Source organism: Ureibacillus endophyticus (assembly GCF_024159215.1).
GTDB lineage: Bacteria > Bacillota > Bacilli > Bacillales_A > Planococcaceae > Ureibacillus > Ureibacillus endophyticus.
This window is the reverse complement of the sequence record NZ_JAMYWW010000001.1, coordinates 3260158-3280211: the sequence shown is the minus strand read 5'-3', so window position 1 is coordinate 3280211 and position 20054 is coordinate 3260158. Positions and strand designations below refer to the sequence as shown.

15 protein-coding genes and 1 pseudogene are annotated in these 20054 nt (G+C 36.4%); 12 read left to right on the top strand and 4 right to left on the bottom strand.

Annotation, left to right across the window (positions count from 1 at the left end; translation table 11 throughout):
• The first annotated feature begins 212 nt into the window (after nucleotides 1–212).
• Complete coding sequence (locus tag NKR20_RS16165) at nucleotides 213–1640, top strand: DDE-type integrase/transposase/recombinase (protein WP_253428046.1); 1428 nt, start codon at nucleotides 213–215, stop codon at nucleotides 1638–1640.
• Nucleotides 1641–1889: 249 nt separating this feature from the next.
• Here NKR20_RS16165 and NKR20_RS16160 read toward each other — a convergent pair whose 3' ends face one another.
• Entirely contained in the window at nucleotides 1890–2396 is a 507-nt protein-coding gene (locus tag NKR20_RS16160) for a TetR/AcrR family transcriptional regulator (RefSeq protein ID WP_253427602.1), read from the bottom strand.
• 123 nt (nucleotides 2397–2519) lie between these two features.
• On the opposite strand from NKR20_RS16160, the gene NKR20_RS16155 reads away from it, so the two are divergent.
• From NKR20_RS16155 to NKR20_RS16135, 5 genes are all read left to right on the top strand, one after another.
• Nucleotides 2520–5633 carry an MMPL family transporter gene (locus NKR20_RS16155; RefSeq protein WP_253427600.1) on the top strand — a complete coding sequence of 1038 codons (3114 nt, stop codon included), beginning with the start codon at nucleotides 2520–2522 and terminating at the stop codon, nucleotides 5631–5633.
• Nucleotides 5634–5786: 153 nt separating this feature from the next.
• Nucleotides 5787–6461, top strand: a complete 675-nt coding sequence (locus NKR20_RS16150; RefSeq protein WP_253427598.1) for a metal-dependent hydrolase — start codon at nucleotides 5787–5789, stop codon at nucleotides 6459–6461.
• A 453-nt stretch (nucleotides 6462–6914) separates the two neighbouring features.
• A complete protein-coding gene (locus NKR20_RS16145; protein WP_253427596.1) occupies nucleotides 6915–8438 on the top strand; it encodes an NADH dehydrogenase subunit 5 in 1524 nt (507 codons plus the stop codon).
• Nucleotides 8439–8440: 2 nt separating this feature from the next.
• Nucleotides 8441–11047 (top strand): DUF2309 domain-containing protein, encoded by a 2607-nt coding sequence (locus NKR20_RS16140; protein ID WP_419095300.1) that lies wholly within the window; start codon nucleotides 8441–8443, stop codon nucleotides 11045–11047.
• Nucleotides 11048–11138: 91 nt separating this feature from the next.
• Entirely contained in the window at nucleotides 11139–11501 is a 363-nt protein-coding gene (locus NKR20_RS16135; protein WP_253427592.1) for a Na-translocating system protein MpsC family protein, read from the top strand.
• 50 nt (nucleotides 11502–11551) lie between these two features.
• On the opposite strand, the gene NKR20_RS16130 is transcribed toward NKR20_RS16135, so the two are convergent.
• Nucleotides 11552–12466, bottom strand: a complete 915-nt coding sequence (locus NKR20_RS16130) for a Na/Pi symporter (protein ID WP_253427590.1) — start codon at nucleotides 12464–12466, stop codon at nucleotides 11552–11554.
• Nucleotides 12467–12733: 267 nt separating this feature from the next.
• Between NKR20_RS16130 and NKR20_RS19480 the strand changes: the two are divergent.
• Nucleotides 12734–13072 (top strand): annotated as a pseudogene (locus NKR20_RS19480) (MFS transporter); the annotation flags it as partial.
• 102 nt (nucleotides 13073–13174) lie between these two features.
• Here the strand turns inward: NKR20_RS19480 and NKR20_RS16120 are convergent.
• Nucleotides 13175–14611, bottom strand: a complete 1437-nt coding sequence (locus tag NKR20_RS16120; RefSeq protein WP_253428174.1) for an MDR family MFS transporter — start codon at nucleotides 14609–14611, stop codon at nucleotides 13175–13177.
• Nucleotides 14612–14971: 360 nt separating this feature from the next.
• Here NKR20_RS16120 and NKR20_RS16115 point away from each other — a divergent pair, with 360 nt between their 5' ends.
• The 4 genes from NKR20_RS16115 (at nucleotide 14972) to NKR20_RS16100 (ending at nucleotide 18902) form a co-directional block, all read left to right on the top strand.
• Nucleotides 14972–15424, top strand: coding sequence for an Lrp/AsnC family transcriptional regulator (locus NKR20_RS16115; RefSeq protein ID WP_121214306.1), 453 nt, complete (start codon nucleotides 14972–14974; stop codon nucleotides 15422–15424).
• A 207-nt stretch (nucleotides 15425–15631) separates the two neighbouring features.
• Nucleotides 15632–16714: a pyruvate dehydrogenase (acetyl-transferring) E1 component subunit alpha gene (gene pdhA, locus NKR20_RS16110; protein ID WP_121214305.1), complete on the top strand. Its 1083-nt coding sequence runs from the start codon at nucleotides 15632–15634 to the stop codon at nucleotides 16712–16714.
• Complete coding sequence (locus tag NKR20_RS16105) at nucleotides 16702–17679, top strand: alpha-ketoacid dehydrogenase subunit beta (RefSeq protein WP_121214304.1); 978 nt, start codon at nucleotides 16702–16704, stop codon at nucleotides 17677–17679. Before pdhA ends, NKR20_RS16105 begins: the two co-directional genes overlap by 13 nt.
• Nucleotides 17680–17690: 11 nt before the next feature.
• Complete coding sequence (locus NKR20_RS16100; protein ID WP_121214303.1) at nucleotides 17691–18902, top strand: dihydrolipoamide acetyltransferase family protein; 1212 nt, start codon at nucleotides 17691–17693, stop codon at nucleotides 18900–18902.
• A gap of 59 nt (nucleotides 18903–18961) precedes the next feature.
• Here the strand turns inward: NKR20_RS16100 and NKR20_RS16095 are convergent, their stop codons facing one another.
• A complete protein-coding gene (locus NKR20_RS16095) occupies nucleotides 18962–19381 on the bottom strand; it encodes a PaaI family thioesterase (protein WP_211330880.1) in 420 nt (139 codons plus the stop codon).
• 182 nt (nucleotides 19382–19563) lie between these two features.
• Here NKR20_RS16095 and NKR20_RS16090 point away from each other — a divergent pair, with 182 nt between their 5' ends.
• Nucleotides 19564–20019, top strand: a complete 456-nt coding sequence (locus tag NKR20_RS16090) for a DUF2512 family protein (protein WP_170148407.1) — start codon at nucleotides 19564–19566, stop codon at nucleotides 20017–20019.
• Nucleotides 20020–20054 lie beyond the last annotated feature (35 nt).

Below are 20054 nucleotides of genomic sequence, written 5' to 3'. Positions count from 1 at the left end.
CCGTTCTGCGCCAAGGATTTGATCTTGTATAAACATATTAATCATTTCTATAATCTCTTCTGGGGATTGCGTATTGTCAAAACTTATATATATAAATCGCTAATAATCGTTGGTTTTATAGTCTTTTACGCAAAAAAACTTGCCACCCCCTGGATTTTGGTGTTAGTTGAGGTTACCACACCACACAACTACCCAAAAAGGAAGTGACAAGTTTGTACCCTCAATTATTAGCGTATTTAATTGAATTTATCAAGTACCAAGAAAAAATAATTAAAATATTAATGGTGATAATATTTGGTAAGGCTGTTGGAAGTGTGCGTCCTGAACAGCCAATTAATAAAGAATACCGCAAGTTACAAGTTGATAAGTTACCCATTCTGTATCAACCTGAAAAAGCATCCTTTCAGGATTTACTAATCGCCTACTTCCATGAACATGGCAAAGAATTAAAGCCTGTAAGACGACACGCCAAGTCCAAATCAAAAGTACCTGAAAACCTCTGTTGTCCTAAGTGTGGTGCACCTTCCTCGTATTTGTATGCGAATAATGGTGCAAAAGGACAATATCAATGTAAGGTATGTGATTGCTTATTTAATCAAAAAAGTCGCTATCAGAAAGAGGCTATTCTTCGTTGCCCCCACTGTATGAAGACCTTAGAGAAAATTAAAGAGCGAAAAGATTTTCACATTTGGAAGTGTAAAAGTAATCAGTGTTCCTATTATTTATCCAATATAGGTCGAATGAGTAAGGAAGAAAAGACCCGATTTAAACAAGATCCACAGGCGTTTAAAGTGCGTTATATTTATCGTGAATTTTTGTTTGATTATCAACCTTTATCTCCAGCATCACCAGTAAAACCACGTGTAGATTTATCACGGATTCATACGTCATCCCATACACTTGGATTGATTTTGACATACCATGTGAATTACGGTATTTCAGCACGGAAAACAGCAGCGATTATGCAAGACATACATAATGTTTCCATTTCACATCAAACGATATTAAATTACGTGAACAGTGTCTCCATCTTGATGAAGCCCTTCGTTGATGGTTATCCTTATGAACTGTCCGATCAATTTTGTGGCGACGAAACGTATATTCGGGTTAATGGGAAATGGCATTACTTATTCTTTTTCTTTGATGCGGCGAAAAAAGTTATTCTCTCTTACCGTGTTTCGCCTAATCGCGATACATTGTCTGCCATTAAAGCAATCGATGATGTTTTACAAAAGTTCAAGGAGATTCCCGAAAACCTGAATTTAATCGTGGATGGCAACCCCATTTACTTATTAGCACAACACTTTTTCGCACAACATGACATTTGGTTTGATGTGACACAAGTGATAGGCTTAACGAACGAAGATCCAGTGTCAGCCGAATATCGTTGGTTGAAACAAATTATCGAACGTCTAAACCGGACATTTAAAGGGCATTACCGTGCGACAACAGGCTTTGGTTCCGAAGCTGGCTCGGTATCGTTTGTGACGATGTTTGTGGCCTATTTTAATTTCCTTCGACCGCATGCAAAGCTGGAAAAGCGTGTGCCGGTCATGATTCCAGAGTTGGACCAGATGCCACATATGCCAGCACGTTGGACAAAACTGATTGAACTGGCCCAATTGGAGTTAACGAAATAACCGCAGCCTACTTTTTTTAGCAGAGCCCTCAAATAACTACATACGAATGACAATCGGCGTAGCGAACTCTTGACAAACCGAATGGAGAAAAGGTTAAAATTGGTATTTGGCGAGGGTTATTTGGTGTGCCTACTTTTTCCCCTTCGCCCTCAAAAATATGGGCGCAACCTTTTCGGAATGTTTGTCAAGAGCGATTGTCCCCTCGTTCGGAGAGTACTTATCGCCCAATACCTTGTGTTTTTCAATTTTTCATAGAAGTTTTGACACTACCGGGGATTGATCCATTTCTTCCAGTAACCAACTCTCCACTAATCCTGCCAGGGACAATGTATAAAAGTGTGTTAGGAATGCCATATATTCTTCCGCTGCATTCGTTTTTTCTCCAAATTCATTAATGACTCTGCCAAAAATCCGATGAATATCTGAATAAAAGAAACGTTTTAAATGTCCTCGTCCTAAAGAACGCAATGCACAAATACAAAATTCCCTGTTCTCATCTAAATAATTGAAAAGTTGTAGTAATCCTTCTTTCCAAACAGATGTACTTTCAGGAAGGTCTAAAAATTGAAGAGCTTCTTGTTGGAATGTCCATTTTAGTAAATCGTAAATATCTTCAAAATGGTAATAAAAAGTTTGCCGATTCATATTCGCATGGTCTGTTAATTCACGAATTGATATTTTTTCGAGGGGTTTATTTTTCATTAACGTCTTTAAGGATGTAGCGAGTAGTCGTTTTGTTTCATCTCCATGTTTCATTTTTTCCCACTCCAGATTAAGTTGTATTTTTAAACAGAGCAACCCTAATTGTCTATATTTTAACCTCTTTTATCGTGCTAAAGTAAAATTAAAATTGTAATTTTAGAAGAAAGGTGATCCATTTTGAAGAATTGGCTAAATATACGTACTGCTTCATTTGTGTTCTGGGTAGTTATTTCGCTTATTATGATTCTTACAATGCCAAACCTAGATACATTGGTACGTGAAAAAGGTCAAACAGAAATCCCGGACTATACTCAAAGTCAAATAGCATCGGAATTATTAATAGAAATGGCAAATGAGGAAACTGAAAATTATCAGTTTATCGCTGTGTTCACAAGTGGTAGTGACGAGGCTTTAAATGAAAATCAGTTAAATGACATCGACAAAGCCATTCAAACACTAAAAGATAATAGTGAAGAACTTGGAATTACAGATATGCTTACTTACTCTGATAGTGAAGAAGCTGAAAAACAACTTGTGTCTGAAGATGGTACAACGATTTTGACGCAAATCTCTGTTGACCAAAATCAAGGGACAGTTGAAGAAGTAGCACAAAGCTTGCGCGAGAAAACGGATGTAGCATCTGTTGATTCTTATTATACGGGGACTGATATCGTTTTAGATGACTTTGCAAAATCCTCACAAGAAGGAATTAAGAAAACAGAAGTTATTGCGGTTATCTTTATACTATTGGTGTTGGTACTAGTATTCCGTTCACCAATCGTTCCTTTAATTTCACTTATTACAGTAGGTGTATCATATATTGTTTCACTTGGTATTGTGACACATCTGGTTGATAAGTTTGACTTCCCATTCTCTAACTTTACTCAGATCTTCTTGATTGTAATTTTGTTTGGGATTGGAACAGATTATAATATTTTACTTTACAATCGCTTTAAAGAAGAACTTGGTAAGGGCGGACATATTTTAAAAGCCATTACTGAAACCTATCGGACAGCAGGCAGAACCGTTATCTATAGCGGTATTGCCGTATTTATCGGATTTATGGCGCTTTATTTAGCTGAATTTAAATTGTATCAAGCAACATCAGCCGTTGCGATTGGGGTAGCTGTATTATTACTAGTATTGATTACGCTAAATCCATTCTTTATGGCGGTACTTGGGATCAAGATGTTCTGGCCAATTAAGTCTATTAATGGACATAGTGAAAATAGAACTTGGTTATTTTTATCAAAGCATTCTTTCTTTAGACCAATTGCAGCATTAGCAATTGTATTGGTTATTTCGATTCCATTTATTTTGAAATATACAGGTGACCTAAACTATAACGATTTAGTTGAAATTAGTGATGAATATGAATCAAAACAAGCCATTACAGTAATTGAAGAGCATTTCCCAGCCGGATTTTCTTCGCCTACTACTCTTGTCATTAAGGCTGATGAATCGTTAGCAACTCAAAAAGGATTACAAGATATCGACAAGCTAGCCGATGTCATTTCAAGAGTAGATGGAGTTTCACAAGTTCTTTCTGTTACTCGTCCTTCCGGGGAGGAAATACAAGAATTATATATTCAAGATCAAACAGAAACATTAAATGACGGGCTTGATTCTGCTCAAGAAGGTTTAGGAACAATTAATGATGGACTTTCAGATGCCGAAAAACAACTAGGAAAAGTTGATCAAAGTCGCTTTGACGGTATACAGCAGTTAATCGATGGTACATCTTCCATGGAACAAGGTGTCGGACAATTAGATGACGCTTTAAATCAAGTCGCTCTAGGATTTAAAGATGGAGCAAATGGTGCTACCCAATTATCGATTGGCTTAAGTACTTTAAAACAAAGTGTGAGTGCGCTAAGTGATGGCGCATCGCAATTACAGCAAGGCTACAAAGAAATTGAAAATGGATTTAGTGCATTTAGTGAATTGTTTACTACCATGGAAAATGCAATCACAAGTGCAAATCAAGGGTATATCGCAATTGAACAATCGATGAATGCGTTAGTCCAATCAAATCCAGAGTTAGCTTCCGATAGTAATGTACAAAACGTACTTGCTACTGCTCAAGGTGCTCAGCAGCAACTATCGCAATTAGCAGCAAAATTACAAGAACTTACACCACAATATGAAGTTGCAGTTACTTCTTTAAAAGAAGCAAATAAAGCATTTTCGCAAATTAATAGCGGCTTACAACAGGTAGAGTCGGGAGTAGGGCAATTACAAACTGGTGCTAGTACATTAGCTACTGGGCTTGAATCAGGTGAAGCCGGTGTTAATCAAATTATTTCAAAAACAGGAGAACTTGAAACAGGATTATCGACTGTTAATGACGGACAAAAACAATTACAAAATGGCTTAGCCGAGCTTCAAGATAAAATTAAACTATTGCAAGATGGTTTAGGTAAAAGTACTGATGGTTTAACTGAAATTAGTGATGGTTTATTAGAGGCGCAAAAATATCTTGGTGAAGTTAGTAGTTCAGATTCAAATAATGTCTTCTACATTCCTCAAGAAGTATTGGAAGGAGAAGAATTTGAAAAAAGCTTAAATATGTACATGTCTGAAGATCGGACAATAACTAAGATGACGATTATTTTAGATGTGAATCCATATTCAAAAGAAGCAATGTCTATTATTGAAGATATCGATGAACAAATTAAAGCAACTGCAAAAAGTTCGAGTCTTGCTGATGCAGAAATCGCATTAGGTGGTAAATCTTCAGCAAATGTAGACTTACAAGAGATTTCTACTGGTGACTTTACACGTACAATTGTCATTATGATGATTGGTATTGCGATTGTGTTAGTGATTATCACACGTTCCATCTGGCAAACAATGATAATAATCGCTTCATTAATTTTAGCTTACTATACATCCCTTGGTCTTACTGAGTTATTAAGTGATGTACTTCTAGGTCAAAATGTATTGAGTTGGAATGTACCATTCTTTAGCTTCATTATGATTATTACGCTTGGGGTGGATTACAGTATCTTCTTAATGATGCGTTTTGCTGAAGTAAAAGATCAGGGAAGTGTGGGAATTATTGATGCTGCAAAACATATTGGTGGCGTTGTATTATCAGCGGCCTTAATTTTAGGTGGTACTTTTGCAGCCTTAATCCCATCTGGTATCGTAACATTAATGCAAATGGCGATATTAGTTTTAATAGGGCTAGTATTGTTGAGCTTTATCATGCTACCGGTTTTCTTACCAGCAATATTAGGATTAACGAATAAATTAAAAAATTTACTTATAAAGAAAAAAGATAAATAGAATGAGAATGACTCCTATTTTTAGGAGTCATTTTTATTTCGGTTAGGAGAGAAATAAATTGGATAAGTATAGTAATCTATGTGGAGAGATTATACAATTAGCCTTTAAGGTTCATGATTACTTCCGGTAAAATAACAACAAAGAGGTGGCAACATGCAAGGTCGAACGCATTTAGCAATTGGGTTAGGAATAGGAGTAGTGGCGTCAGTTAGCCAGTCACCTGAAGTGATGCCTGTCATCTTAGTTGCAACAGGCATAGCTTCCCTTGCTCCTGATTTAGATGGTAATAATCTGTTAAATAAACATGTAACGAAGACAGCTAAACTAATAAAGAAGCGCGGGATTTTTATTGGTGTGGCATTAATGGCTCTGGCTTTGTATACATTCTTTTTCGATGTGAATTTCTTGTCTTTCCTAGATGGAAAATGGTTTACACAACAAAATAAACTTCTACTATTTGGTTTGGGAGCAATCATAATCGGTCTTTCAGTGAAAAACTTGGAAACTTTAAAGAATATTTTAATGACCATAATGAGTTTATTCCTGCTATATTATGCATTTACGGATGAGTTGTGGTGGTTGGTAATGTTAGCTATATACTTAGGGGGAGCAGGCTGGTTTTCACACCGAGGGACAACGCATACAATTTGGGCATTAGCTTATTGGTGGTATATGTCTTATCTGTTACAAGTTAGTACTGGGGTGAGTAGTTTAGCAATTATTTCAACGTTAGCTTATCTTTCACATATTGTAGGAGATATGTTAACGAAAAAAGGAGTAAAATTTCTATACCCGCTTACCAAGAAAGTATTCAGAATACGTTTTTAAAACAAACTAGATTAAAGTATCAAAAATAGTCTAGTTTTATAGAAGTTTGGTTATATTCTTCTTTAAATATAAATTTCAATTTGACAGAATGTTTGATTAATAGTAAAATCGGTAACAATTATTAATTGAATTTACTTCTCTAAAAAATAGGTTGCTTTAGCATAGAGTTAATAGTTTTTTATTGACTATATGAAAAAGCTAAATCTATCACAAAGAGGATAACGTTGATCTTCCTTTATTGGAAGAAAAATTACATATTCAGGTAGACGATTAAAAGGCCAAGATGGCTAGTTAAAAGTAAACCGACAATTTTCAAAGTTTAATGGACACAACCATTATGCTTAAAAATTGTCGGTTTTTTTATTTGATAAAAAAACGAAAGGAATGTAGCGAAATGAATAGAATCGTTCAAAGTCAACTATTCACAATGGTCCATATACGGGGGGAAGCAAAATGGTAATATCGTTGCCAGTAATATTTTTAGCGTTACTTTGCCTATCGGTGCTTAGCGGTCTACTTTTGTTATATCCAAAAGTTCCCCTATCTTTTGTTCAGTTTCACGTTGGTGTTACATTGCTGTCCCCGCTAGTTGCATTAATAGCGCTTGTTACGAGTACGGAGACGGTAATCTATGGACCATGGCGTTTTGATTCCTTATCATGGCTACTTGCGTTGTTTGTTTTAACGATTGGATTTATCGTACAGCGCTATTCTGTTCGTTACTTACTTGGCGAACATTCTTATCGAAAATATTTTGCTCTATTAACAATTACGACTTCTGCTGATGCAGCTGTTTGGTTAAGTAATGACCTTCGTCTGCTTCTTGTTTGCTGGGGAATCACACTATTGGGATTGACCTTACTTATCGCTTTAAACAAAGAGTGGGTGGTTGCTAGAAACGCTTCAAAGCAATCTGGTCTTCATTTTGCCCTTGGTTGGCTTTTCCTGTTAGGGGCTGTTATCTGGGTAACCCAAGCGACAGGTCAATGGCAGTTATCAACTGTTTTAAGTGAAAGTAGCCTTTCGCAGCTAGATTCCTGGGAAAAGACTGGTATTAATCTTCTACTAATTTTAGCTGTAATAATTCCGGCAGCACAATGGCCATTCCAACGTTGGCTATTAGATTCAGTAGTAGCTCCAACTCCAGTTTCTGCGGTAATGCATGCGGGATTAGTCAATGCAGGTGGGATTATTTTAACTCGTTTTTCACCAATTTTTAGTGGTGATATAGCTCAAATAATTTTACTTCTATTGTCTAGTGTTTCAGTCATCATCGGAACAGGTATTATGCTAGTCCATGTTGATTATAAGCGACAGCTTGTTGGATCTACAATTGCACAAATGGGGTTCATGTTAATTCAATGTGCATTAGGTGCTTATTTGGCAGCTATCATTCATGCTGTCTTACATGGTCTATTTAAATCAACTCTTTTCTTACAGTCCGGTTCTGTTTTACATCACTCCGCGGAGAAACCTTCACGGAAGAATAAACCAACATCAATCTTATGGTCTATTACGGGTGGAATTTTCGGTCTCCTAGTAGCTATAGGTCTTTGGATGTCTTCAACTCAAGAAGACTATCAATTGATAAGTGCTCTTATCTTAGGGTGGTCCGTTTCAATTGCCTGGACACAACTCGTAGTTTTTGGCTCAGGACGTATCGGTCGCATAGCAGGATTTGTATTGTTTATAGGAGCTGCAATTATATACAGCTTCGTACATGATGCTTTTTACAGTGTGTTACAAGAAATCATCCCAAAAGGAATTCAAACACCAGGACCAGTAGCCACATTATTACTAGCTATTATATTAGTTGGAAGTGTTGTAGGGGTATGGCTAGCCCGTCATCGTTCTTCAACTATGTATGTTCGCATCTATCTTTGGCTTGTACGACTAGGAGAGCCTCAACATGATTTGATTGAAAGTCATCCTAAGTATTTAATACAACGATTCGTTAGAGGAGGTCATTTACGATGAAAATGCTACAAGAAAGTACGTTATATATAGAAAAGAAAACGGATATCCTCGAAGTTGAAATAAATGACTTAGTGAAATGTGCTAGTCATGTCATTGTACCGCTTGGACCACTTGACACATTTGCTGCACGCAACCCATGGGTAGGCTTAGAGGGACAATCATTCGAACAAACGGCACGCAGACTTAAAGATACTTGTGAAGTAGATATGTATCCTAATCATTCCATGTTTCAGTCAGCCTTAGATCATGGTGAGATTCGTCAGGATTTTATAGAAAAGGGAATTCAAGAATGGTTAATTTCACAAGCTTTCGAGTTACCACGTGAAAGAGCCGAACAATTTTGCCGAGCTGCTATTTTACAAGATGATCAATATCCAAGTGATATAGAAAATCTAGAGCTGAAAAGTGTTGCAAAAAAACTTACTAACTTTACAAACTATATAATTAAATCTCTATCAATAAAAACGTATAGTCAACGTTTGGAACAACTGGGAAAAGAAAATGCAGCCCAAGTATTAAACTCTCATATGATTAAGTGGTGTAAATTATTTTTAGATAAGTCTCAAGCGGTGTGGACAATGCCTCATCGGGAAGAAGGGTTATATCATGCTTGGCGAAAACTAGTACAGCATGACTCGTCACTTAGTCGTAAAGTACGTACACAATTAAGTGAGTTGCCAATGGATGCGGAGGGTGCTTTAAAGAAAGTTTTGATTGAATTAGGGGTTTCTAACTCTGACATTCAAGAATATTTAGAAGCACATTTCCTTGCATTGCCGGGCTGGGCAGGAATGATGCTATGGCGTTCACAACAATCAGAAGAAGAAGCATCATTACTGTTAGATTATTTAGCTGTGAGAGTTTCAATGGAATGGGCTTTAGTTAAACCTTATCTTCCATTGCCTGAAAATAGAAATGAAAAAGTGAATCTGGAACCTTTAATTGCAGCTTGGACAGAATGGGGGAACATGCCAATCGATGGATGGTTAAAGCTATCTTCTGCTGAGATCAAGACACATCTAATCCTTGCATATCGTTTTGATAAAATTGTACGCAATCGGATTTTGCTTGAAGCGTGGGAAAAGACCTACGAAGAACAACTGAAAAAGATGATTACATCTCAACAGAATAATATTGTTATTCCAGATGTAAAGCCAGCCCTTGCACAATTTATTTTTTGTATTGATGTTCGTTCAGAGCCTTTTCGTCGTAAGCTCGAAAAGGCAGGAGATTTTGAAACCCATGGAACAGCAGGATTTTTTGGTCTTCCGATTGAAACTTGCGAGCTTGGTAGTAATCACACGCATAACTCGTTACCAGTAATGTTTAATCCACAATATAAAGTGAAAGAGATTGCAAAAGAGTCTAAACCCTTTGAACAACGAAATCAGGTAGTCAGTTCCCTTGGGAATACATTTAAAACGATGAAACATAATTTATTTTCCAGCTTAGTGCTTCCGGAAATTAGTGGTCCATGGCTTAGTCTACAAACATTAGCACGAAGCTTTATGCCTAGAAGTACTGGCAGAACTATAAGTAAAATGCTTAATACTTGGGTACAAAAACCATCTACGGAACTTTCTCTTGATAAACAACAACTAACAGATAGTGAGTTACCAATTGGTTTTTCAAATGATGAAAAAGTACACTTTGTACGTCAGGCGCTAAAAATGATGGGACTCACGAATCAATTTGCACCACTAGTTGTTATCTGTGGACATGGAAGTCATAGCACGAACAATCCATACAATTCAGCTCTAGATTGCGGTGCATGTGGGGGGAAATCGAGTGGATTCAATGCGAGGGTACTTGCAGCATTGTGTAATCTTCCGAATGTAAGAGAGAGTCTTGAATCTGAAGGTATTATAATCCCAAAGGATACTGTTTTTGTAGCAGCTGAACATATTACCACGCTGAATGAATTACAATGGCTTTATGTTCCGGAACTATCAGATAAAGCAAAGGAATCATTTAAACAGGTTCAAGATGTGTTACCAATGGTGAGTGAGGAAGTGAATGCTGAACGAATTCCGCAGTTACCAAATCTCAAAAGCCATTTAAAGAATGCAAAAGGTGAAGCACAGCGTCTTTCAGAAGACTGGAGTGAGGTTCGTCCTGAATGGGGATTAGCACGTAATGCTGCGTTTATCATCGGGGGACGTCATTTAACTCAAGATTGTAATTTGGATGGAAGAGTTTTTCTTAATAATTATAACTGGAAAAAAGATAAGGATGGTGCTATTCTTGCTAATATTATTGCTGGGCCGGCAACAGTAACTCAATGGATTAACCTACAATATTATGCATCCACTGTTGCTCCACATTATTACGGCAGTGGCAATAAAACAACCCAAACTATTACAGCAGGTCATGGGGTCATGCAAGGTAACGCCAGTGACTTATTGTCTGGACTTCCGTTTCAATCTGTGATGAAATCAGATGAAGAGGCATATCATGAGCCGCTGCGTTTGTTGGTAGTCATTCAAGCACCAACGAGCTATGTAAAACGGGTGCTAGAGCAAAATCATGTATTCCATCAAAAAGTGAAAAATGGTTGGATTCGGTTAGCATCGATTGATACAGAAGGAAGTTGGGTGAGTTGGTCTTAACGGTAGGGGGTCGTTTTCAGGAAACGATTGAATACTTCAGGCTAAATTTGGCCAACTCTAAATGTAACATAAAAAAGGAAAAGGAATCGGTATGGATAAAACAAAAGGATCACTCGAAGCTGAAATTAGCAAAGCTTTAACACATTGGGAGAAAAGTTATCTTGGACGAGGTTCTGTATCTGTTAAATCGGATATTTTACGAGATATGATCATTGTCAATCTTCAAGGGATACTAACTGCTGCAGAATATACAGTATGTCAGGATAAAGATGGATTGTTATCTGTAAAAGAACATCGTAACAGTTTAGTTGAATCCGGTTTGGATGAGTTAAAAGAAATTATCCTAACGATAACAGGGGAAGAAGTATTAAGTTTTCACACGGATCTTAGTACACAAACGGGAGAACGAGTAATCATTTTTAAACTAGCCAGTGATCTACAAAGCAAATTGTAACGAATAAAAAGTCTTAATTCTTCCGACCCGGGAGATTAAGACTTTTTTTATTATCTGCCATGAGCTTTTTCGATGAAATTGGCAAACTGTTTGGTGAATGGGAGTACCATTAATGAACTTACTACATTAAAAATCACACTTATGTGTGCTAGTTGTACGTCAGGGTATCGAGATAAATTGGAACCAATCGACGCCAATACTCCTATGAACGGATAGAAAAGCGCAACGCCTATAACATTTAGCCATATATGTGAATATGCCGTAAGTTTACCCTCTCTACCAGAACCTAATGAAGCAAGCCATGAATCAAAACAAGTACCGATATTTGCGCCAAGAACAATGGCAACACCTGTATCTAAATTCAAAGTTCCAGCAGCAAGAAACCCCATCATTATGCCAGTTGTTGCTGTACTTGATTGAATTAAGGCAGTAAGTATTGCTCCTGCTAATACCGCATAAAAGAGGTTTCCATCAAGCATGAGGAAGATTTTATCGATATATGCCAATTCTCTTAAAGGTGTGGCTAGTCTTTCAAATCCCCACATGGCTCCAAAAATGGCAGCTATTCCGATTAACGCTAAACCGGAGTTACGTAGTTTCTTAAATAGCAAGAGATGTATGCCGAATATTGCTAGTGGGATGATTAATGAATCGATATTTAATGTAATTAGTTCAGCCGTTACCGTAGTGCCAATATTTGCTCCTAATATAACGCCGATTGATTGTGAGAAACTAATAACCTTTGCAGCAACTAATCCAATTGTGATGATCGAAACAGCAGAACTGCTTTGTAGAATAGCAGTTACAAAGATCCCAAGTAAAAGGCCCTTCCATGGTTTATTCGTTAAAGTGACTAGCGCCTTTTCTAGTTTTGTAGATGATAGATTAAATAGCCCCTTTCTTAATAAAAACATCCCAAATAAAAACAAGCCTACTAGGAGGGTAAATAACGATAATTGAAACATTTAAAATTCCTCTCTTTTATTAAATTGAAGAATGCTAAATATCGTAGGTAACTCCCAACTTTATAGAGTAGTTTGTTTGAAATTAGCTAAAATGGGATAAATGATGTTAACGTGGGGGTTGTCCTATAAGCTATAAACATATAGATTGTCCAAATAGATAATTCAGTGTATGCCTAATACGGAAGTTTAATGTGGACTAGCACATTGATTGGGGAAGTTTTCTTAGGTGATAAATAATAAAAAGGGAGGTATAAATTCCTCCCTAAGTTACGTATTGGATTAAGTTTTATTACAATGCCTTTGAATACAGCAGGATTAAATGCATAACCAAAGGAACTTGTTACGCATGGGACTGCTGTAAACAATACTGTACGTCAAATTGCTGGGGCTATTGGGACGGCAGTTGTTGTAACTATTTATACAGCACAGACCACTGATTATGCTGGGAATTTAGTTAATCAAGGTGTAACAGAAAATTTGAAGGCACTTGCTTCAATCTTTGCTTCGGGGAAATCTTATTATTTCATGATGATATTAGCGATTGTTGCGTTGGTTATTACTTTGTTTACACCATTAAAAAAGCCAGGGCCATCTGAAAAAATGTAAAATGAACCCCCCAAGAATTTTTCACATTCTTGGGGGGTTACTTCTGCGTTGTAAGTGATAGCGAAAAGTAGTCGTCTCAAAAGACCTTTTCAGTCCACTCCTTTAATGATGACCTTCTACATGAACTCTTTTAATAAAGATACTAACAATTAAACCAACAATTGCAACGATAATTGCGAAGATAAAGGCATCTTGAACACCTGAAGTAAAGGCAAGTAGTTGATTTAGTGGGTTTGTTGCATCTGTAACAGAATTTAAATATCTTTCAGTACCAGAAGATAAAATCGAAATGGCTACAGCTGTACCAATCGCTCCTGAAACTTGTTGAAGTGTGTTCATGATTGCAGTTCCATCTGGATATAGCTCACGAGGTAATTGGTTTAAGCCATTTGTTTGAGCTGGCATCATAATCATTGAAACACCCACCATCATTAAGATATGCATAGCAATCAAAAATCCAGAAGATGTATCTAAATCAATTGTTGAAAAACCAACTAATGAACCTGTAACAATGATAATACCAGGAATAACAAGCCATTTTGGTCCAAACTTATCAAATAGATTTCCCATTACAGGAGATAGCAATCCGTTTACAATTCCACCAGGTAATAATAATAGACCTGCTGCAAAGGTACTTAGTGCCAGTGAGTTTTGTAAGTATAATGGTAAAACAATCATGGAAGAAAGAATAACCATCATACAAATTAAAACGAGAATTAAACCAATCACAAACATTGGGTACTTGAATGCACCTAAATTTAACATTGGCTGTTTCATTTTTGTTTGTCGAATGCCAAAAAGCAGTAGTCCAATTACTCCCACGATAATAGAAGTAATTACAATTGAATCTCCCCAACCACCTTCACCAGCAATACTGAAGCCGTAAACTACACCACCAAAACCAATTGTAGATAAAATAATCGATAAAATATCAATTTTAGGTTTTGTAGGTGTTGAGACATTTTGCATGTAGATAATGCCAAATACAAGAGCAATCACAAGCACCGGTAAAGAGAACCAGAAAATATAATGCCAAGTTAGTGTTTTAAGGATTAGACCAGAAAATGTTGGTCCGACAGCTGGAGAAAAGGAAATGACAAGACCCATTAATCCCATAATTTTTCCTCTTTTATATGGAGGAACAATTAATAGAATGGTGTTAAACATAAGCGGTAACATTAATGCAGTTCCCATTGCTTGAACGACACGTGCAATCATTAAGAATGCGAAGGAAGGAGCAATCGCAGCGATAAAAGTACCTACAATGGATAAACTAATGGAAACAATAAACAATTGCCTCGTTGTGAACCACTGCAAAATTAAACCAGATACAGGAACAAGAATTCCCAGTGTTAATAAAAAGCCGGTTGTAAGCCATTGTACGGTCGTTTCATGGATATTAAAATCCACTATTAGAGTACCTAAAGCCATATTCAAAGCAGTTTCGCTAAATAATCCGATAAATCCGGCAATCAAAAAAGAGACGATAATAGGAAACACTTTATATTGCTCCGTTGCTTCGTCCTTAGTTCGACTCATTTGAGCTTCAATATTCATTTTTTGCCTCCTATTTTTTTAAAATCCAGAAGAAACAATCATATGATTCTTCTATAAATTACCTTTTCTATTAAATAACAAAAACAGCATCACTTCAATTATTTTGCAAAGACTTCGAGCAAATAATTCACCAAAAATAGATTATTGTGATGAAACCGAAAAAATGCGCTGACAAATGGTTATTATACAGAAATAAATTGCTAATATGAAGCGAAAGTTTACTAGTTCTATATAGGAATGTTATTATTGATTTTAGAGTGTTTTTGAATGCGCTTACAATAGAGCGGTGGTTCTAAATTAATTTTTTCTTCAATATAAAGGTAACAGAAGGGAGGGAAAATGATGGATAGTATTGACATACAATTATTAGAGATTCTCCAAAATGACGGTAGAATAACAGTGAGTGAGCTATCGAAGGCGTTATCCTTAAGCCGTCCGAGTGTGACCGAGCGACTAACAAGATTAATGGAAAAAGGCATTATTTCTAAAATCAGTGCCATTGTTCCTCCACCTAAAGTAGGACGTGAATTGCTGTTATTTATTCAAGTAAGTCAAGTGAAGGTGCCATATTCTGAATTTGAGAGTTTTATAGTCGACCATCCTGATATCATTGAATGTCACAGAATTACAGGAGTAGTGGATTATTTATTAAAAGTTGCAGTTAATGATATGGAGCACCTACGTAAGGTAAGTGACGAACTATTAAAATATGGAAATATTAATTCATCTATCGTTCTTAAATCACCGATAACTGGAAAGAATATTCTCCCTTCTGTTGATAACAAATTTGAATAACATAAAAGAGTCGACTTTCGCATATGTAGAAAGTCGTTTTTTTATGAAAATAAACAAAAAACAAAATGTATAAAATATTTGTAAAAATTCTACATCATGTAAAATATTGCTCTTAAAATCATTCTTTTTGTTATATAGAAGATTCTGTTAAAGATTTATAATTATCTAAAAATTGACTTAAATCTCAAATTAATGAGGTGATCTTATATGGGATATGAAAAAGATTTTCCAATGCAACAGATTGTTGATAAGGATGGCTTTTTAATTTTAGAAGACTATAAAGATAAAATAACTCGTGATTTAGTTTTAACTTTTTATCGTCATTTAATTAGAGTGAGAACGTTTGACCGCAAAGCAAAAAACTTACAGCGACAAGGTCGAATTGGAACGTATGCAATGTTTGAAGGGCAAGAAGGGGCTCAAGTAGGAAGTGCAATGGCATTAAAAGAAAATGATTGGATGTATCCAACTTACCGTGATCATGCGGCAAGTATAACGTTTGGTCATTCTTTACCAACAATTTTAGCTTACTGGAAAGGCAGAGTTGAAGGTGGGGTTCCTCCGAAAGGGAAACATATTGTTCCTCCATCGGTTCCAATTGCAACTCAACTTCCATTAGCTGCAGGAACTGCCATGGCAGAGAAATATAAAGGTACTAATAATGCAGTCATTTGTTATTTCGGGGATGGTGCGACATCTGAGGGGGATTTCCATGAAGGGATGAACTTTGCTAGTGTGTTTAAAGCACCAGTTGTATTTTTTAACCAAAACAATAGCTATGCCATCTCAGTTCCGATTGAAAAGCAAATGAACTCCAAAACAATCGCACAAAAATCCGCTGCATATGCTATTCCAGGTGTAAGAATTGATGGAAATGATATTTTTGTCGTTTATTTTGAAACGTTAAAGGCGTTAGAACGAGCTCGAAATGGTCATGGTCCAACATTAATTGAAGCTGTGACGTGGAGATATGGTGCACATACAACAGCAGATGACCCTACAAAATATCGAAATCAAGAAGAAAGTGAAAAGCGCCGTGAATTTGATCCAGTTACTCGAGTTGAAAAGTTTATGAAAAATTACGGGTACTGGGACGATGAATGGGTTGAAAATCAAAAGCAATTAGTAGAGGAAGAAATAAATCAAGCAGTTATCGAAATGGAAGCTATGCCAAGTCCAAATGTAAGCGATTTATTTGATCATATCTTTGCTGAACCTACATGGACTATTCAAGAACAAAAAAATGCCTATCTGACACATTTGCGAGGTGAAGCATCATGCAATCATTAACATTAATTCAAGCAATCACAGATGGTATGCGTACAATGCTAAGAGAACGAGATGAAGTACTTGTTCTCGGTGAAGATGTTGGAAAAAATGGTGGAGTATTCCGTGCAACAGACGGTTTACAAGAAGAGTTTGGAGAAAGCCGAGTGATTGATACACCATTAAGTGAAGCGGGTATTATTGGCTCTTCAGTAGGGATGGCGATGAATGGTTTATTGCCAATTGCAGAAATTCAATTTATGGGATTCATTTATCCTGCCTATGAACAAATCATGACCCATGCTACTCGTATGCGATATCGAACAATGGGAGCCTACTCAGTTCCGTTAGTGATTCGCGCACCATATGGAGCGGGTGTTCGTGCTCCGGAAATTCATTCAGACAGTACAGAGGCATTATTTACACATATGCCAGGGATAAAAGTAGTTTGTCCTTCAACTCCATATGATGCAAAGGGATTGTTAATTTCAGCAATTGAAGATCCAGATCCAGTGTTGTTTATGGAATCTTTAAGACTATATCGTTCTGTGCGCGGTGAAGTGCCAGAAGGAAAATATTCAGTGGAGATTGGAAAGGGAGTTAAACGTAAAGAAGGAGAAGACATCACATTAATTGGTTGGGGTGCAATGATGCCGGTACTTGAAAAGGCAGCAATGGAAGCCGAAAAGAAACTAATTAGTTGTGAAATTATCGATTTACGTACATTATATCCAATTGATAAAGACATTATTGCAGAGTCTGTTCAAAAAACTGGTCGTTGTGTTATTGTCCATGAAGCACATGCGACAGGTGGTTTAGGCAACGATATTATTTCAATTATTAACGATACTTCATTCTTATATATGAAAGCACCAATTCAGCGTGTAACTGGTGCGGATGTACACGTCCCATTCTTTGCTTTAGAAGATCATTATTTACCAACGCCTGATCGTGTAATGGAAGCGATTGAAAAGGCAATTTATTTCTAGGGGGTGTAAAGATGGTTGAAATGAAATTTCACGATGTAGGTGAAGGAATTCATGAAGGGGAAATTCTCACCTTTTTTGTAAAAAAGGGTGACCAAGTTGCAGTAGATCAACCTTTGTTGGAAGTACAAACAGAGAAGATGGTTACGGAATTGCCATCACCTTCAGCCGGTATAGTAAAGGATATTCTAGTTGAGGAAGGATCAACAATTACTGTAGGGACAACGATATTAATCATCGAAGAAGTGGGAGCGAAGAAGGTAGAAACAAAAGAAATTCAACCTATTAAAATACCACTAGAAAAAGAAAGTACTGTAACTCAAAGTGAACCCAAAAGTAGAATTGGCGTTATCATTGCAACTCCATATACACGGAAAATTGCAAGAGAAAACGATGTAGATATTACTCTAGTAAAGGGAACAGGTCCAGCTGGTCGAGTACTAGAAGAAGACATCTATCAATATCTAAAAGCGCAAAAAGAACCGAATATAGTTCCTGTAGTAGAAGAAAAAATTGTTAAAGTGGTTGAAGAAGAAGCGGATGTTATTCCGTTTAAGGGTATCCGAAAACAAATCGCAAAAAAAATGACAAAGTCTTTATTTACAATTCCACATGTCACACATTTTGAAGAAATCGATATGACGAATTTATTAGCTTTCCGCGAAGAATTAAAGCGAACAAATACGAATGTTTCTGTCGTTGCATTTTTCATTAAGGCATTGGCAATTGCATTAAAAGACTTCCCGATATTCAATGCGAAAGTAGATGAAGATAATGAAGTCATTCGTTTAGAAAAAGCGATTCATATGGGGCTTGCTACTGATACAGAGCAGGGACTAATTGTACCGGTATTAAAGGATGTAACTCAAAAATCATTAAAGCAAATTCATGAAGAAATGAAAACGTTAACAAAGAAGGCACAAGAAGGGAAGTTATCTGTATCTGAAATGACAGGTAGCACATTTACGATAAGTAATGTTGGTCCATTAGGTAGTGTTGGGGCAACACCTATCATCAATTATCCAGAAACGGGATTGATGGCATTTCATAAAACAAAGAAAATGCCAGTAGTAAATGATAAGGATGAAATTGTCATCCGTTCGATGATGAATATCTCCATGTCTTTTGACCATCGTGTAGCTGATGGCGGTACAGCTGTGGCATTTACTAATAAATTTAAAGAATTAATTGAAACACCAAGTTTATTATTCTTGGAATTAACATAATGAAAAGCTCAATTTCTCAAAGGTTTTCATTTGAGGAATTGAGCTTATTTTCGTTTTTATTAAGATAGAATGATCACTGAGGATACAACACTAGATACTTTTTTGCCATTTTGGAATAGTTCAGCAACAAGGTAGGCTGTTTTAGTTCCCATTCGCTCAACTTTCGCTTCTATCGTGACTTCACCAGGTAAAACAGGTCGATGAAACGTTGTATGAAGGTCAATCGAAGCGAAGGATTGATTAGAGTTGAGCTTCGATGAAACAGCGTAAGCCATGATAATATCTGCAGCAGAAGCGACGAAACCTCCCATTGTGACACCAATGCCATTTAAAAATTTTTCATCAACTTTCCATACGCCTCGTGCAACACCATCTGATGCATAGGTTGCTTCGATTTGTAAAGTTATATCACAGTTAGGTGGTTTTTTCCCCAATGTAACAACCTCTAATAAATCTGCCCCTTTAAACAAGTTTCCCATAAGATGTTCCCCCTTAAAACTTCCTATTACTGAAAATTCTAACACTTATTCTTATAGAATGGCAGAGGAAACTATATTTTTTTCAATTAAAAATGCTCCTTTTTTCTAGAATATTCTTATGTATGAACCATAACGAACTGGAAAGATTAAAACGTAAGATGGAAGGAAAGGAGAATTCATTCATGCAATATACAAAAGCATTTTTTATTAAGTATGGTGTAACGTTAGCTGCATTAATTCTCGTATTAGGATTGTTCTTTAATGCTCAATTAGTGGACATTCTTATTATCGGAACAGTGCTAACAATTATTGCATTCCTCGGGGATATGTTTATATTACCGAATATCGGAAACATTTGGGCTGCCTTTGCAGACTTTGTCATAGCGTTTTTAGGAATATGGGCGATGGGTTCACTTTTATTTGAACAAGACCAAAATGTTTCAATCATGTCCGCGTCATTTCTAGCAGCGCTTTTTGTATTTGGTGTAGAGTTATATTACCACAGATACTTAAGAGACCATGTATTTGTGAATGTGGATCAGCCAAATAATATTACGAGAGCAAGGAAAATACAAACTGAATATGTAAAAGAGTTTATTGATCCTGAATTACAAAAAAGTAAAAATAATATGAGTTAAATATAAGGAAAACCATTTTCAAGTGAGTATCTTGA

Excerpts from the sequence above, each read along its gene's own strand:
- NKR20_RS16160 (WP_253427602.1), bottom strand. The coding sequence starts at position 2,396 with ATGAAACATGGAGATGAAACAAAACGACTACTCGCTACATCCTTAAAG.
- NKR20_RS16150 (WP_253427598.1), top strand. The coding sequence starts at position 5,787 with ATGCAAGGTCGAACGCATTTAGCAATTGGGTTAGGAATAGGAGTAGTG.
- NKR20_RS16145 (WP_253427596.1), top strand. The coding sequence starts at position 6,915 with ATGGTAATATCGTTGCCAGTAATATTTTTAGCGTTACTTTGCCTATCG.
- NKR20_RS16140 (WP_419095300.1), top strand. The coding sequence starts at position 8,441 with ATGCTACAAGAAAGTACGTTATATATAGAAAAGAAAACGGATATCCTC.
- NKR20_RS16135 (WP_253427592.1), top strand. The coding sequence starts at position 11,139 with ATGGATAAAACAAAAGGATCACTCGAAGCTGAAATTAGCAAAGCTTTA.
- NKR20_RS16130 (WP_253427590.1), bottom strand. The coding sequence starts at position 12,466 with ATGTTTCAATTATCGTTATTTACCCTCCTAGTAGGCTTGTTTTTATTT.
- NKR20_RS16120 (WP_253428174.1), bottom strand. The coding sequence starts at position 14,611 with ATGAGTCGAACTAAGGACGAAGCAACGGAGCAATATAAAGTGTTTCCT.
- NKR20_RS16115 (WP_121214306.1), top strand. The coding sequence starts at position 14,972 with ATGGATAGTATTGACATACAATTATTAGAGATTCTCCAAAATGACGGT.
- pdhA (WP_121214305.1), top strand. The coding sequence starts at position 15,632 with ATGGGATATGAAAAAGATTTTCCAATGCAACAGATTGTTGATAAGGAT.
- NKR20_RS16105 (WP_121214304.1), top strand. The coding sequence starts at position 16,702 with ATGCAATCATTAACATTAATTCAAGCAATCACAGATGGTATGCGTACA.
- NKR20_RS16100 (WP_121214303.1), top strand. The coding sequence starts at position 17,691 with ATGGTTGAAATGAAATTTCACGATGTAGGTGAAGGAATTCATGAAGGG.
- NKR20_RS16095 (WP_211330880.1), bottom strand. The coding sequence starts at position 19,381 with ATGGGAAACTTGTTTAAAGGGGCAGATTTATTAGAGGTTGTTACATTG.
- NKR20_RS16090 (WP_170148407.1), top strand. The coding sequence starts at position 19,564 with ATGCAATATACAAAAGCATTTTTTATTAAGTATGGTGTAACGTTAGCT.